General features: G+C 65.9%; 13 protein-coding genes. 4 read left to right on the top strand and 9 right to left on the bottom strand.

The window, feature by feature from the left end; genetic code table 11:
- Position 1: 1 nt before the first annotated feature.
- On the bottom strand, positions 2–1,033 hold the full coding sequence (gene cyoA, locus ACSUZJ_RS13195) for a ubiquinol oxidase subunit II (protein ID WP_499408820.1): 1,032 nt from the start codon (positions 1,031–1,033) through the stop codon (positions 2–4).
- Between the two features lie 142 nt (positions 1,034–1,175).
- On the opposite strand from cyoA, the gene ACSUZJ_RS13190 reads away from it, so the two are divergent.
- Together ACSUZJ_RS13190 and ACSUZJ_RS13185 are read left to right on the top strand one after the other, a co-directional pair.
- Complete coding sequence (locus ACSUZJ_RS13190; protein ID WP_499408818.1) at positions 1,176–2,519, top strand: MFS transporter; 1,344 nt, start codon at positions 1,176–1,178, stop codon at positions 2,517–2,519.
- Positions 2,520–2,655: 136 nt separating this feature from the next.
- Positions 2,656–3,297 (top strand): dienelactone hydrolase family protein, encoded by a 642-nt coding sequence (locus ACSUZJ_RS13185; RefSeq protein WP_499408816.1) that lies wholly within the window; start codon positions 2,656–2,658, stop codon positions 3,295–3,297.
- A gap of 16 nt (positions 3,298–3,313) precedes the next feature.
- Here ACSUZJ_RS13185 and ACSUZJ_RS13180 read toward each other — a convergent pair whose 3' ends face one another.
- Positions 3,314–4,237 (bottom strand): ZIP family metal transporter, encoded by a 924-nt coding sequence (locus ACSUZJ_RS13180; RefSeq protein WP_499408814.1) that lies wholly within the window; start codon positions 4,235–4,237, stop codon positions 3,314–3,316.
- Positions 4,238–4,362: 125 nt separating this feature from the next.
- The gene (locus ACSUZJ_RS13175) at positions 4,363–5,271 is read right to left on the bottom strand and encodes a manganese catalase family protein (protein ID WP_499408812.1); all 909 of its coding nucleotides are present in this window, start codon (positions 5,269–5,271) and stop codon (positions 4,363–4,365) included.
- A 392-nt stretch (positions 5,272–5,663) separates the two neighbouring features.
- On the opposite strand from ACSUZJ_RS13175, the gene ACSUZJ_RS13170 reads away from it, so the two are divergent.
- Positions 5,664–6,299 carry a hemerythrin domain-containing protein gene (locus tag ACSUZJ_RS13170; RefSeq protein WP_499408810.1) on the top strand — a complete coding sequence of 212 codons (636 nt, stop codon included), beginning with the start codon at positions 5,664–5,666 and terminating at the stop codon, positions 6,297–6,299.
- A gap of 60 nt (positions 6,300–6,359) precedes the next feature.
- Here the strand turns inward: ACSUZJ_RS13170 and ACSUZJ_RS13165 are convergent, their stop codons facing one another.
- From ACSUZJ_RS13165 to ACSUZJ_RS13140, 6 genes are all read right to left on the bottom strand, one after another.
- Entirely contained in the window at positions 6,360–7,097 is a 738-nt protein-coding gene (locus ACSUZJ_RS13165) for an LrgB family protein (protein ID WP_499408808.1), read from the bottom strand.
- Positions 7,090–7,446, bottom strand: a complete 357-nt coding sequence (locus ACSUZJ_RS13160; RefSeq protein ID WP_499408806.1) for a CidA/LrgA family protein — start codon at positions 7,444–7,446, stop codon at positions 7,090–7,092. The genes ACSUZJ_RS13165 and ACSUZJ_RS13160 overlap by 8 nt, the downstream gene beginning before the upstream one ends.
- 498 nt (positions 7,447–7,944) lie before the next feature.
- Positions 7,945–9,030, bottom strand: a complete 1,086-nt coding sequence (gene hppD, locus ACSUZJ_RS13155; protein ID WP_499408804.1) for a 4-hydroxyphenylpyruvate dioxygenase — start codon at positions 9,028–9,030, stop codon at positions 7,945–7,947.
- Positions 9,031–9,054: 24 nt separating this feature from the next.
- The gene (locus ACSUZJ_RS13150; RefSeq protein ID WP_499408802.1) at positions 9,055–10,059 is read right to left on the bottom strand and encodes an SCO family protein; all 1,005 of its coding nucleotides are present in this window, start codon (positions 10,057–10,059) and stop codon (positions 9,055–9,057) included.
- Positions 10,056–11,426 (bottom strand): methanethiol oxidase, encoded by a 1,371-nt coding sequence (mtoX, locus tag ACSUZJ_RS13145; RefSeq protein ID WP_499408800.1) that lies wholly within the window; start codon positions 11,424–11,426, stop codon positions 10,056–10,058. The genes ACSUZJ_RS13150 and mtoX overlap by 4 nt, the downstream gene beginning before the upstream one ends.
- A 105-nt stretch (positions 11,427–11,531) precedes the next feature.
- Entirely contained in the window at positions 11,532–12,437 is a 906-nt protein-coding gene (locus ACSUZJ_RS13140) for a LysR family transcriptional regulator (RefSeq protein ID WP_499408798.1), read from the bottom strand.
- 121 nt (positions 12,438–12,558) lie between these two features.
- Between ACSUZJ_RS13140 and hmgA the strand changes: the two genes are divergently transcribed.
- Positions 12,559–13,869 carry a homogentisate 1,2-dioxygenase gene (hmgA, locus tag ACSUZJ_RS13135; protein WP_499408796.1) on the top strand — a complete coding sequence of 437 codons (1,311 nt, stop codon included), beginning with the start codon at positions 12,559–12,561 and terminating at the stop codon, positions 13,867–13,869.
- The last annotated feature ends 11 nt before the right edge of the window (positions 13,870–13,880 follow it).

Genomic DNA, 13,880 nt, shown 5'->3' with positions numbered 1-13,880 from the left:
GTTACTTCTTCACAGAATTAGTAGGGGTTTCGCAGACTTCGCCCTCGGCAATCGCCGCCGCGGTAGTCGCCGCGGCGAGCTGACGCTTGGCGTCCGCCGGCAGGTTGCGGATGGCGACGTCGTCGCGGTGGCGTTGCATGTCGGCGTGCATCTGCTGGTTCATGCAGACGGCGCCTTCGGCCACGCAGCGGTTCACGACGGCGTTGAACAGGGCCGGCTGGACGGCGCCGTAGGTACGCACCGGCTCCTTTTCCGACGGCTTTTCCAGGGTCAGGTACTCGGCGCGGGACAGTTCGCCGCCCGAAGCCTTGACCTTCTGCACCCAGGCGTCGAAGTCGCCTGCGGTCACGCCCTTGTAGGCGAAATGCATGTGCGAGAAACCGTCGCCGCTGAAGTGTGCCGACAGGCCCTTGTAGTTGCCGGTCTTGTTCAGCACGGCGTTCAGGGTCGTCTCCATGCCCGGCATCGTGTAGATCATGCCGGCCAGGGTCGGGATGTAGAAGGTGTTCATCACGGTCGACGAGGTCAGCTTGAAGCGGACCGGGGTGTCGATCGGGGTCACCAGCTCATTGACCGTCGCGATGCCCTGCTCCGGGTAGATGAAGAGCCACTTCCAGTCCAGCGACACGACCTGCACTTCGAGCACCTTGTGCTCGGCCGTGACCGGGCGGTGTTCGTCGATGCGATCCAGCGGACGATAGGGGTCGAGCTTGTGGGTGCTGATCCAGGTGATCAGGCCCAGCGCGATGATGATGAGGAGCGGCGCGCCCCAGATCACCAGTTCGAGCTTGGTCGAGTGGTCCCAGTCCGGTTCGTATTTCGCGTTCGCGCCCTTGCGGTACTTCCAGGCGAAGACGACGGTCAGGATCATCACCGGGATGATGATGATCAACATGAGCAGGACCGATATGGTGATCAGTTCTGCCTGCTGCTTGGCAATGTCGCCGGAGGGATTCATCACCACCGTGTTGCAGCCGGACAGCACTGCAAGCAGGAGCAAGGAAAGTCCGGGACGGACAATTTTAGGAATCATGCTAGGTATCTAACGTTACATGGGAATGAGAACATGCTACTGTACTGCTAACGGCCTTCGTTGCACATTGGACGTTTTGTCCCACCCTTGCCCAGGCCAGGGGATCCGAAGGCGTTGACATGACCTACCTGGAGACGAAGATATGCAAAGCTCGACGACGTACGGCGGCGCAGGTGCCGCTCCAATCACGGCCCCGCACAGCGGAGCCCGCAACATCAATGCCCGCGATGCGCACATTTCACCGGGTGAGATAGCAGTTGGTGTGGTCATTGGCCGCGCCTCCGAATATTTCGACTTCTTCGTCTACGCGATCGCCTCGGTGCTCGTTTTTCCAGCAGTTTTTTTCCCGTGGGCTGATCGGCTTGAGGGCACACTGTACTCGTTTACGATTTTTGCGTTCGCATTCATCGCGCGCCCCCTGGGAACCGTTGTATTCATGGCAATCCAGCAGCGCTTCAGTCGTGAAATAAAACTTACTCTGGCACTATTTTTAATCGGCACGGCCACGGTGGTCATTTCCTTCCTGCCAACCTATGCCTCGATCGGCAGCGCCTCCATCGTCCTGCTCGCGCTGATGCGCATCGCCCAGGGCGTGGCCCAGGGCGGTTCCTGGGACGGCCTGCCTTCGCTGCTGGCCCTGAACGCGCCCGAGCACAAGCGCGGCTGGTACGCGATGCTGGGACAACTCTCGGCCCCGCTCGGCTTCCTGATCGCCGCCGGCCTGTTCGCCTACCTGATCGACAACCTGCAAACCGACGACTTCCTGGTCTGGGGCTGGCGTTTCCCCTTCTTCGTGGCCTTTGCGATCAACGTCGTGGCCCTGTTCGCCCGCCTGCGCCTGGTGTCGACCACCGAATACTCGCGCCTGCTCGACGCCCATGAACTCGATCCGGCCCCGGTCGGCGAACTGGTGCGCGCACAAGGCACCAACATCGTCATCGGCGCCATGGCCGCCCTGGCCAGCTACGCCCTGTTCCACCTGGTGACCGTGTTCCCGCTGTCCTGGATCCAGCTCTACGACACCCGCCCGATCAGCGACTTCCTCTACATCCAGATGTGGGGCGCGGCAATCGCGGCCGTCTGCATCCTGATCTCCGGCCTGGTCGCCGACAAGGTCGGCCGCCGCACCACCCTGGGCACCCTGGCAGCCCTGATCGCGATCTTCTCGGCCTTCGTCCCCATGCTGATGGACGGCGGCGTCGCCGGCCAGAACGCCTTCATCCTAATCGGTTTCGGCCTGCTGGGCCTGTCCTACGGCCAGGCCGCCGGCGCCGTCACCTCGAACTTCCAGCAGCGCTTCCGCTACACCGGTGCAGCCCTGACCTCGGACCTGGCCTGGCTGGTCGGCGCGGCCTTCGCCCCGCTGGTCGCGCTCGGCCTGTCGGCCAACTTCGGCCTCGGCTATGTCAGCCTCTACCTGCTGTCGGGCGCAGTCGGCTCGCTGGCGGCGCTGTCGCTGAACCGCAAGCTGGAGATCCGCGACTGAGGAACCGCTGCAGGCAGGCAAGACAGTAAGCGATATGCGGTAGATTCGCACAGTAACAAGGTCCGGCGGACAGCAGTCCGCCGGAATTTTTTTATCCGGCGCAGGTCGAACTCCATATTTGCCTGAGGCCCGATTCATGACCCGCAAGATGCAGGTGACCGTGCCTGCCGGCCCGGTCGAACTCGAGGGCATGCTCGAGTTGCCCGCCACGCCCATCGGCGTGGTCCTGTTTGCCCACGGCAGCGGCAGCGGCCGCTTCAGCCCGCGCAACAACTACGTCGCCGCCCAGTTGCACGACGCCGGCATCGCCACCCTCCTGCTGGACCTGCTCACCGCGCAGGAAGACGCCATCGGGCAAAACCGCTTCGATATCGCCCTGCTGTGCCGGCGCCTGCACGCGGCTGCGACCTGGCTGGGGACCGAACCCCTGAGCGCTCCCCTGCCCCTGGGCCTGTTCGGCGCCAGCACCGGCGCGGCGGCCGCGTTGCGCCTGGCGGCCGAGAGCGGCAGCGGGGTAGCGGCGGTGGTCTCGCGCGGCGGCAGGCCGGACCTGGCCGGCGCCGCGCTCGCGCAGGTGGATGCGCCGACGCTCCTGATCGTCGGCGGCGAAGATGGGGTGGTGATCGACCTGAATCGCCAGGCCCTGGCCGCGCTGCGCTGCGAGAAGGAACTGGCGATCGTGCCCGGCGCCGGACACCTGTTCGAGGAGGAAGGCACGCTGGAGCAGGTCGCCACGCTGGCCTGCGCCTGGTTCGTGCGGCACTTCGATCCGGGGTAGGGTCGCCGCGCCGTTCCTAGGCCAGCGCCGTATCGAGCACCGTCATCAGGATGAAGCCGAAGATGAGGGCAATCGTCGCCATCGTGCCGTTGCCGCTTTCGCGCATCTCCGGAATCACGTCGTTCACGATCACGAACAGCATCGCGCCGCCCGCCGCCGCCAGGGCGATCGGCAGCATGCCGGCCGAGATGCCGATGAGGGCGACGCCGACGGCCGCCGCGATGGGCTCGACCACGCCCGACAGCACACCCAGGCCGACGGCGCTCAGGCGGCTGTAGCCGACGGTGCGCAGGGCCAGCGCCACCACCAGGCCTTCCGGCACGTCCTGGATCGAGACCCCGGTGGTGAGCGAATTGGCCTTCTCCAGGTCGATCCCGGCATAGGCCACGCCGATCGCCAGGCCCTCGGGCATGTTGTGCAGGGCGACGGCGGCGACGAACATCCAGGCGCGGCGCAGCGAATTGCCGCTGACGTCGTCGCGCTCGAGGATATGAGACGGCTCGATCGCCCGGCCCAGCAGCAGGATCGCGCCCGCGCCCAGCATGATGCCGGCGCCGGCCAGCAGGCTGGCCTCCCAGGCGCCGGCGCCGGCGGACTTCGCCGCGGCCAGGGCCGGGATCACCAGCGAAAAAGCGGTCGCGCCGAGCATCACCCCTGCGCCGAAGCCGAGGAAGCTGTCATAGGTCCGCTTCGAAAAATTCTGCGACAGCAGCACCGGCAGGGTGCCGAGCGCGGTGGCCACGGCGGCCGTCCCGCCGCCCAGCAGGGCCGCGTGCATCTTCGGATTGGCGTTCATGATCTGCTCGACCAGGCTCCCGAGCAGCAAGAGGCAGCCCACCGAGCAGATCAGCAGGCCGACGAGGCGCCGGAACGTGAACGCGCGCGCCAGCGCGTCGGTCCAGCGCGACTTTTGCCGCAGTTTTTGCGGATATGGGTCCATCGGGGGAATCCTTTCTGCGGCGCCGCCAACGCGACGCCCCGCACTGAGGCGGGGCGTCGAACATCACGGTGCCGATTCTACGCCGCCGTGACCGGAACGTGCGTCACTGCTGGCGGCGGGATGTGTCACGGCTTGCTGATGGCGGACGCGCCTTTCGGCGAGGCCGGATCGAGACCCAGTTCGGCGCCGGTGGTCGGATCCTTGGACGGATCGGACATGGTGCGCATCTGCATCTGCTTCAGGACTTCGACGTCCTCGGCCGGCAGCTTGACTTCGGCCTCGCCCGAGCCGCCGTCGACGCCCATCTGCTTCTCGCGATCGGTGACGAAGTCCCACTTCTCGCCCTGGTTCCAGGGGCCGCGCATTTCGCCCGGGCCCTGCGACATATTGAAGTAGACGCTGGAGAAGCGGGGGTCGGCTGGCATTTTGCCCGGAGGGAAGTTCGACTCCATCGAGTACAAGGCCTTCTCGAAGGACTTCTGGTGCGCCACTTCGCGCGTCATCAGGAAGCCCAGCGCCTCCTTCACGCCCGGGTCGTCGGTACAGGCGATCAGGCGTTCGTAGACGATCTTGGCGCGCGCCTCGGCGGCGATGTTCGAGCGCAGGTCGGCGGTCGGCTCGGTGATCGAATCGATGTAGGCAGCGGTCCAGGGAACGCCGGCGGAATTGGTCAAAGGGGTACCCGCCCCATACAGCACCTGGGTGATGTGGCTGTCGTTGCCGGCGCCGGTGATGCTGCGGTACATCTCGGCTTCGCTGTCGACGGCTTCGGCCAGGCGGCCCTTGGCGCCCTTGTTCAGCATGGCGACGATGTGGCCGATCACCTCGAGGTGGCTGAGCTCCTCGGTGGCGATGTCGAACAGCATGTCCTTGCGGCCTGGATCGTCTTCCGATACGGCCTGGGTGAAGTAGCGCATCGCCGCGGCGAGCTCGCCCTGGGGTCCGCCGAACTGCTCGAGCATGAGGTTCGCGAGACCCGGGTTCGGTCCGGCGACCCGGACCGTATATTGCAGTCGCTTGTTGTGTGCAAACATTCCGACTCCTCCGATAGATAGAAACTAAGCGTTCACGCGACAGCGTGCGACGCCATCCATACACGGCTGCACGGCCTTGCGCCGTCAGTCGAACGTGGACTCATCTTCGCAGGCCTTGGCGCTCGAGTAATCAGAAGCGCTGCCGTCTCCGTGTAGGACAAAGGTGACAACTTGTAAATCCAGTTTAAGAACTGATCAGTACAGGCAGGCGCGACATTGCCCAATTTTAAGCACAGATGAATGCATGAAAGCTGCAGTTCGGAAATCTGGATTGTCGAGCGATTTCCTGCTCGGCGCGCGGCTTGCGCCGACGCCGATACACGGCGTAGTCCTACGCGACCGTCGAGCGGAACGGGCTAGCATGTTAGTCAATCGTCAACTAGGAGAAGAACATGTTTTCTCTGAACCAACTCAGCCCGACCATCACCGACATGATCCGTTTCGATCACTCGCACGTGATGGTGACCTTCCACCAGTACACGAAAGACAAGGCGCCCAGCGTCAAGAAAGCGCTGGCCGAAACCATCTGCACCGCGCTGGAAATCCACGCGACGCTGGAAGAGGAAGTGTTCTATCCGGTGATGCGCCAGCTCGACAAGGGCGAGCCCTTCGTCCACAAGGCCGAACCGGAACACAATGAGATGCGCCGCATCATCGCCGAACTGCGCCGCACCAGCGGCTCCGACCCGCGCCACGACCGCCTGATGATGGAACTGATGCGCGACGTGATCCACCACGTCGCCGACGAGGAAACCACCCTGCTGCCCCAGGCTGAATCGCTGATGAGCAAGGCGCGCCTGTCGGAACTGGGCTCGCAGATGACCAGGCGCCGCATGGAGCTGGTGGCGCCGAAGGCCGGCAAGCTGGCCAAGAGCCACGCTGTCGGCTTCTCGGGCAGCACCGCCGCGATGGTGGTCGGCCTGGCCAGCGCCCTGTTCGCCGCGCGCGCTTTCGTGACGAAGCCGGGCAGCCCCATGGGTAACACCCGCACCTGGGCCAACGCCAACTCGATGCCGCACGGCGGCTGAGCGGGATAGCGAAGAACGAAACAAGCGAAAGGCCGGCTCGCGCGAGCCGGCAGCAACGCCTCAGCCGACCAGGCGGACGACGATCGGCAGCAGCCAGGGCGTGAGCACGGCGGTCAATACGCCGTTCAGCCCCATGCCCAGGCCTGCGAAGGCCCCCATCTCGGCGCTCACCTGGAAGGCGCGCGCCGTTCCCACGCCATGCGCGGCCAGGCCCAGCGCGAAGCCGCGCGCCGCGTGCGAATCGATCTTCATCGCATTGAACAGGAAACGCGCCGTGATCGCGCCGAAGATCCCGGTGCCGATCACCAGCACCGCGGTCAGCGCCGGCACGCCGCCCAGGCGCTCCGACACCGCCATCGCGATCGGCGTGGTGGCCGACTTCGGCCCCACCGTGTGCGCCAGCACCTCCGAGCCTCCCAGCAGCAGGACCACGCCCACCGCCGACACGATGGCCGTGACGCAGCCGCACACCAGCGCGCAGGCCAGCGGCAGGAAGGCGCGGCGCATGCGCGGAAGCTGGCGCGCCAGGGGTACGGCCAGCGCCACCGTCGCCGGCCCGAGCAGGAAATGGACGAACTGGGCGCCGGCAAAGTAGCGCTGGTAGGACATGTCGCTGGCCAGCAGCACCAGGCTGACCAGGGCGATGGCGATCGCCACCGGATTGGCGAGCGGCGAGAACTTGCAGCGCGCGTAAATCGCCTGCGCGACGAGGTAGGCGCACAGGGTGATCGTCAGGCCCAGCAGCGGCGAGGCCGAGAGATAGACCCAGAAATGGCTGAGGTTGGCAAAATTAGGCATCGCCGCCCTTCTCCGGCGCCGGACCCAGCTTGTGCAGGATGTAGCCGGTGACGGCCAGGGTCAGCAGGGTGCTGACCACCAGCGAGGCGAGGATCGCCAGCCAGTGCCCGCTGCCGCTGCCGGCTGCGGCGACGATGCCGACGCCGGCCGGGACGAACAGCAGCGACAGGTGGCGCAGCAGTTCGCTGGCGGCCGCTTCGATGCGCGTTTGCAGCGCCGGCCAGGCGACGAGGGTGCAGAACAGCAGGATCATGCCCGCCACCGGACCCGGTACCGGCAGGCCGAGCAGGAAGACGACGCCTTCGCCCAGGCATTGGAACAATAACAGGATGGCGAAGGCGGGAAGCAAAGGCGGTCCTCCGAATGGATGGCGTGGTAGGGATGATATCGCGACAATCCGCCGGGCCGTAGCGCGCGTGGGGGCACGTATTTACCCCGGGCCTGCGTAGGCGGCGCGAAGGCGGCGGATTTTCAGCGGGCAGCATTATAGCCGCGCACCCGGCGAAAGCCGATTCGCGTTAACACGTAGGTGATGCCTGCACCCACGCGCCGGACAGCAGCAGGCATGGGCCGCCATGACGGCTGATATGTCGGCAATCGACCGTGCCATACCGCGTGGACACAGGTGTCCACCCTACGAAACCGAACCAGCGGACGCATTGTGCCTTTGTAGGGTGGACTCCCGAGTCCACGCGGTACAACGGCGGCAAGCCCGAAACGCCCGGCACCTGCCACAAGTTTTCGTAGGGTGGGTTCTTGAACCCACGCGGTGCGACAGGGGCACGCCGCAGCGTCACCGGGACGCCGCGGTAGGAAACAAGGCGCGGGCCAGACCTGAAGCCGCGTCTTACGCCACTTCCGCCTGCTTGATCGCCCCGCGCTTGATCTGGTCGCGTTCGATCGATTCAAACAGGGCCTTGAAGTTGCCTTCGCCGAAGCCGTCGTCGCCCTTGCGCTGGATGAACTCGAAGAACACCGGACCGAGTTGCGGTTCGCCGAAGATCTGCAGCAGCAGGCGCGGCTTGCCGTCCTGGACCGTGCCGTCGAGCAGCAGGCCGCGTGCCTGCAGTTCGGCCGGGTTCTCGCCGTGGCCGGGGATGCGGCCGTCCAGCATCTCGTAATAGGTCGCGGGCGGCGCGCTCATCAGGGGCACGCCGGCGGCGCGCAGGCCGTCGACGGTCTTGATCAGGTCGTCGGTCAAGAGTGCGATGTGCTGGATGCCTTCGCCGTTGAACTGCAGCAGGAATTCCTCGATCTGGCCGCCGCCGGCCTTGCCTTCCTCATTCAGCGGAATCCGGATCTTGCCGTCCGGCGCGGTCATCGCCTTCGAGGTCAGGCCGGTGTACTCGCCCTTGATGTCGAAGTAGCGGATCTCGCGGAAGTTGAACAGGCGCTCGTAGAAGGAGGCCCAGAAGGCCATGCGGCCGCGGTAGACGTTGTGGGTCAGGTGGTCGATGATCTTCAGGCCATGGCCGAAGGGGCGGCGGGGGGCGCCGTCGATGAATTCGAAATCGATGTCATAGATGGATTTGCCGTCCTCGAAGCGGTCGATCAGGTAGAGCGGCGCGCCGCCGATGCCCTTGATCGCCGGCAGGCGCAGTTCCATCGGGCCGGTCGGGATGTCGATTGCCTGGGCGCCCAGTTCCAGGGCGCGCTTGTAGGCCGCGTGCGAATCCTTGACGCGGAAGGCCATGCCGCAGGCCGACGGGCCGTGCTCGGCCGCGAAGTAGGCCGCATAGCTCTTCGGCTCGTTGTTGATGATGAAGTTGATCTCGCCCTGGCGATACAGCGTGACGTCCTTTGAACGGTGCCTAGCCACCTTGGTAAAGCCCAGCGCCTCGAAGATCGGTTCCAGCAGGCCCGGGGTCGGGGACGCGAACTCGACGAATTCGAAGCCCATCAGGCCCATCGGATTCTCAAACAGGTCAGCCATGTTATTTCCTTCTTGGTGCAATTGTTATCTCCTCCAGACGGCGCCCCTGCCTCGTGGGCGCAGCGCCGCGGAACCATGCGGCCGGCATGATGCTGCCGGCCGGACGAACATGCGATCCGGCCCTGTTGCATGCCTGGCACGCGCCGGGCCGGTTCGACGTGACCGGAATGATACGCCAGCCGACGCGCGTCGCGTCCGGTTTTTGATGTCGAATCGGCATGCTCGCGGCGGAGCATACCCGAGAACGCCCGGCAAAAGGAAAGCGATTTTTTCAGCGCCTCCCGGCGAGGGTGCGCTCCAGCAGCAGGGTCTGATGTCGCCGAGCAGCACCTGCGGATGCAGGTACGAGGTCGAATAGATCTCGCGCACCGTGCCGCCGGAGTCGAGCAGGTAGACCTTCAGCATGTGGCTGAGGACGGGCAGGCGCTGGCCCGGGACCTGGGGCGCGGCCACCGAGACGTCCTGGCCGAAGCCGTCGAGTATCGGCGCCAGTTCCCTGCCATTGCGGGTAGTGAGGAAATGCCAGTCCAGGCCGCGCCGGTCGCGCGCCTCGCTGCCGCCATAGCTGCGCATCATCACCGGCGTGTCGTGTTCCGGATCGAAGCTCATGCTGACGAAACGCACCTTGCCGCGCAGGGTCGGGGTCTGCTCGATGGTCTGCTTCAGGCTGTGCAGGGTGGCGTAAGCCAGCGGACAGCCCTTCGCGTCGGTGCAGTAGGTGTAGATGAAGGAGAACAGCGTGATCCTGCCGGTGGTAAACTCCGACAGGCGCCGCACGCTGCCGTCGCTTTCCAGCACGACGCCCTCGGGGGCCTTCATGATGCGCTCCAGGCGGTAGGTGCCGGGCGCGGGCGGCAGGTAGCCGAGCGGCGGCAGGCCGGACAGCCCCTGCGCCTGGGCTGCCCGGGCCGCCTGCCCACCCGCGACCAGGGCGAGCGCCAGTAAAAGGGCGCCGAGTGCGGCGGACCGCGCGGCAGGCGCCCTGCCCGCGTCGCCACGCCCGCCTGCGCGGGTGAACCAGGTCCTCACCGGGCCGCTACCCGGTCCACGGCGCCAGTGTCCGGCGCGGGCTGGCCCGCCGTCACCTGGCCCGATCTTGCGCCGAACTTCATGTGGTGCGGTCGTCCGAGCTTGAGCTTGTAGAAGTCGACGTTCATTTTCTCGCTCAGCTCCTTGCCGTCCCAGGCGAACAGCTTCACGAACTGCTCGTTGTCGGCCCCGGTCTTGTCCCAGTTCGCCAGCAGCGAAGAGCTCACGTACACGCGCTTGCCGTCCCAGCTCTGGGAAATCATGTTGACCTGGGAACCGGTCTTCTTCGCGTAAGTCTGGCGCGGCGCTTCCGGGTTGCTGATGTCGAAGTAGCGGGTAGTGCCGTCCATGAAGGTATTCACCCACAGGCCCTTCCCGTCGGCGCGCATCGAGATGTCGACCGGCAGCGGGGTCTTGGCCGGGTCGCCGATGGCGCTGACGTCCTTCGCCTGCCACTGGCCCCTGGCGTCCCTCTTCACCAGCCAGAGCTTCGAAGTGAGCGCGGTGGCGGTGATCGCCCAGTCGCCGCCCGGGTGCAGCGACCAGCGGATTTCGAGCGGCGCGCCCGGCACGCTGAGCACCTGCTCGGGCTGCATCGCCTTCAGGTTCCAGACCACCATGGTATTGCCGAACTGCTTCATCGCTCCCTGGTCCTTGATCAGGGTGCCGAGCGGCGTCATGTAGTTCTTCTTGCCGGTGAAGCTGGAGCTCAGCATCGCGTTCTTCGCCGGGTTGATCGCCAGGTCGTAGCCATAGCCGTCGGCCCCTTTCAGGCCGGGCGCGGTCGATGCGTTGGGCGCAGTGGGCGCAGTGGGCATATCGTATTTCCGGATGAACTCGCCCTTGTTGTTGTACAGGGCCATGCCGGTGGTCCCGCCGCCATCCCTGGCGTTCGAGACCGCGCCGATCAGCATCCTGCCTGGCAGCGCATAGAAGGTATGCGGCCCGACCAGGCCGGAGCGCTGGGCGAAATCGCTGATGGTGTTGACCAGCTTCGGCCTGGCCGGGTCGCTGTGGATGTCGAACACATAGATCTTGCTGTCGTCGAGCCCGCCCGCCCAGAGGAAGCGCCGGTCGTCGGTGAAGCCCGCATGGTGGGCTTCGCCGCGCCCGCCCACGGATACCTGGGTGATCACCTGGCCGAATTTGGGTGACTTCGGATTGACGTCGAGCGTGACGAGCTTGTCGGACCCGTCGCCCATGCCCTTCACGCCCAGGGTCCAGACGTAGAGGTAATCCTCCTGTCCCTTGATGAGGTTCGCCATGTAGGGCGAGTTGCAGGTCTCGTCGGCCAGGGCGTACGGGACGCCGATGGCGAGCATGAGGGCGGCAAGCGCTGCCGCGCGGGCGCGTGGATACAGGTGCATCGTGATCTCCTCTCAGGCAAACCATCAGCATCGCCGGTCCTCGGCCAAAGAGTTTGCGCCAGATCAAAGCCACCGGGAATAGACGAGCTCGAGCATGGGCTGGCGCTACCGGGCAAAGGAGTCGACGACCAGCGTGCGCAGCCACTGGTTGCCCGGATCCTGGTTGAAGCGCCGGTGCCAGAACATGTTCGTCTGCAGCGGCGGCAGCGCCAGCGGCGGCGTGATCCAGGCCAGGCCGAAGGGCGGGCCGGCCCTTTCGGCCAGCTTCTGCGGCACCGTCACCACCAGGTCGCTGCCGCCGACGATATAGGGCACGGCCGTGAAGTGCGGCACCCGGAAGCGCGTCGAGCCGCCCACGCCAGCCTTCTCGAGCAGCTGGTTGATGCGGTCGTAGGGGCTCTCGCGCGAGTCGACGAACAGGTGCTCGGCCTCGGCAAAGCGCGCCAGGTCGACCTTGCCCTGAGTGAGCGGATGGCCGCGCCGCATCATCGTCACATAGGGCTGGCGAAACAGCAGGCGCTGGTACAGGGCCTCGGAAATGTCCTCGAAGGGGCCGATGGCCAGGTCGACGCGCCCGCTCTCCATCTCCTCCTTCAGGGCGATGCTGCCGGCGCGCACCGAGCTGAGCTGCAGGTGCGGCGCCGCCAGCCGGCAGCGCTCGATCAGGGTGGGCATGAAGTGCAGTTCGCCCACGTCCGTCATCGCCAGCGTGAAGCGGCGCCTGCTCGTGAGCGGATCGAAGCCGCTGCGCCGGTTCAGGGCCAGCGTCACCTGGGCCAGGGCGGCGCCGACCGGCTCGGCCAGGCCTTCCGCGAACGGCGTGGGCTGCATGCCCTGCCCGGTGCGGACAAACAGTTCGTCGCCGAACAGGCGTCGCAGCCGGGCCAGGGCGTTGCTCACCGCCGACTGGGACAGCCCGAGGCGGCGCGCCGCGCCGGATATCTGACGCTCGCGGTAGACTTCCTGGAACACGGACAGGAGGTTCAGGTCGACATCGTGGGGCTCGATCATGAGGGGTCCAGTATTGATATGCTGAATAGTCTACATTCATCTATTCATGTCGTAAAATACCAACGGCTGGCTTAGAGTGCTCATTGACACAATAATCGACGCACTTTGCGAGGAGACGCGCATGACCCAGAACATCGGAACCGAAACGAAGTATCAGTCAGGCTTCGGCAACGAATTCGCCACCGAGGCCCTGCCCGGCGCCCTGCCGCGCCACCGCAATTCGCCCCAGCGCGTCCCCTACGGCCTGTACGCGGAACAGATTTCCGGCACCGCCTTCACCGCCCCGCGCGGCCACAACCGCCGCTCCTGGCTCTACCGCATCCGCCCGGCGGCGATGCACGGCCCCTTCGAGCAGATCGGCAACGGCCGCATCGTCGCCAACCTGCACGAGGTAGCGCCGCCGCCGAACCAGCTGCGCTGGAGCCCGCTGCCCATGCCGGAGGCCCCGACCGACTTTGTCGACGGCCTGGTAACGATGGCCGGCAACGGCTCGCCCGAGAGCATGAGCGGCTGCGCCATTTACCTGTACGCGGCCAATCGCCCGATGCTCGATCGCTTCTTCTACAGCGCCGACGGCGAGCTCCTGATCGTCCCGCAGCAGGGCCGCCTGGAAATCGCGACCGAACTGGGCGCGATCGAGCTCGAACCGCAGGAAATCGCCGTGGTCCCGCGCGGCATCCGCTTCCAGGTCCGTTTGCCGGACGGCGAAGCGCGCGGCTACGTCTGCGAGAATTTCGGCGCCCTGCTGCGCCTGCCCGACCTGGGGCCGATCGGCTCGAACGGCCTGGCCAACCCGCGCGACTTCCTCACGCCCGTGGCCAGGTATGAAGAGCGCGAGGGCGACTTCGAACTCGTGGCCAAGTTCTGCGGCAACCTGTGGGCCGCGAAGATTGGCCATTCGCCCCTCGACGTGGTCGCCTGGCACGGCAACTACGCCCCCTACAAATACGACCTGCGCCACTTCAATACCATCGGTTCGATCAGCTACGACCATCCGGACCCGTCGATCTTCCTGGTGCTGCAGGCGCCTTCCGACACCCCGGGCGTGGACACCCTCGACTTCGTCATCTTCCCGCCGCGCTGGCTGGCCGGCGAAGACACCTTCCGCCCGCCCTGGTTCCACCGGAATGTGGCGAGCGAGTTCATGGGCCTGGTCCACGGCGCCTACGACGCCAAGACCGAAGGTTTCGTGCCGGGCGGCGCCAGCCTCCACAACTGCATGAGCGGACACGGACCGGACGCGGCGACCTTCGAAAAGGCGAGCAATGCCGACACCAGCAAGCCCGCCAAGGTGGCCGACACCATGGCCTTCATGTTCGAGACCCGCAACGTCCTGATCCCGACCGCCCAGGCCCTCGCCTCGCCGCAACTGCAGGGCAGCTACCAGGACTGCTGGGCCGGGATCCGCAAGAACTTCCGGACCACGCCCTGAACGGAGCAGCG

Source organism: Telluria sp. B2 (assembly GCF_051789535.1).
In the GTDB taxonomy this organism is placed as follows: Bacteria; Pseudomonadota; Gammaproteobacteria; order Burkholderiales; family Burkholderiaceae_D; genus Telluria.
This window is presented reverse-complemented; position numbering and strand designations above follow the sequence as displayed.

Coding starts and splice junctions, on each gene's coding strand:
- ACSUZJ_RS13180 (WP_499408814.1), bottom strand. CDS start 4,237: ATGGACCCATATCCGCAAAAACTGCGGCAAAAGTCGCGCTGGACCGAC.
- ACSUZJ_RS13185 (WP_499408816.1), top strand. CDS start 2,656: ATGACCCGCAAGATGCAGGTGACCGTGCCTGCCGGCCCGGTCGAACTC.
- hmgA (WP_499408796.1), top strand. CDS start 12,559: ATGACCCAGAACATCGGAACCGAAACGAAGTATCAGTCAGGCTTCGGC.
- hppD (WP_499408804.1), bottom strand. CDS start 9,030: ATGGCTGACCTGTTTGAGAATCCGATGGGCCTGATGGGCTTCGAATTC.
- ACSUZJ_RS13175 (WP_499408812.1), bottom strand. CDS start 5,271: ATGTTTGCACACAACAAGCGACTGCAATATACGGTCCGGGTCGCCGGA.
- cyoA (WP_499408820.1), bottom strand. CDS start 1,033: ATGATTCCTAAAATTGTCCGTCCCGGACTTTCCTTGCTCCTGCTTGCA.
- ACSUZJ_RS13170 (WP_499408810.1), top strand. CDS start 5,664: ATGTTTTCTCTGAACCAACTCAGCCCGACCATCACCGACATGATCCGT.
- mtoX (WP_499408800.1), bottom strand. CDS start 11,426: ATGCACCTGTATCCACGCGCCCGCGCGGCAGCGCTTGCCGCCCTCATG.
- ACSUZJ_RS13165 (WP_499408808.1), bottom strand. CDS start 7,097: ATGCCTAATTTTGCCAACCTCAGCCATTTCTGGGTCTATCTCTCGGCC.
- ACSUZJ_RS13190 (WP_499408818.1), top strand. CDS start 1,176: ATGCAAAGCTCGACGACGTACGGCGGCGCAGGTGCCGCTCCAATCACG.
- ACSUZJ_RS13140 (WP_499408798.1), bottom strand. CDS start 12,437: ATGATCGAGCCCCACGATGTCGACCTGAACCTCCTGTCCGTGTTCCAG.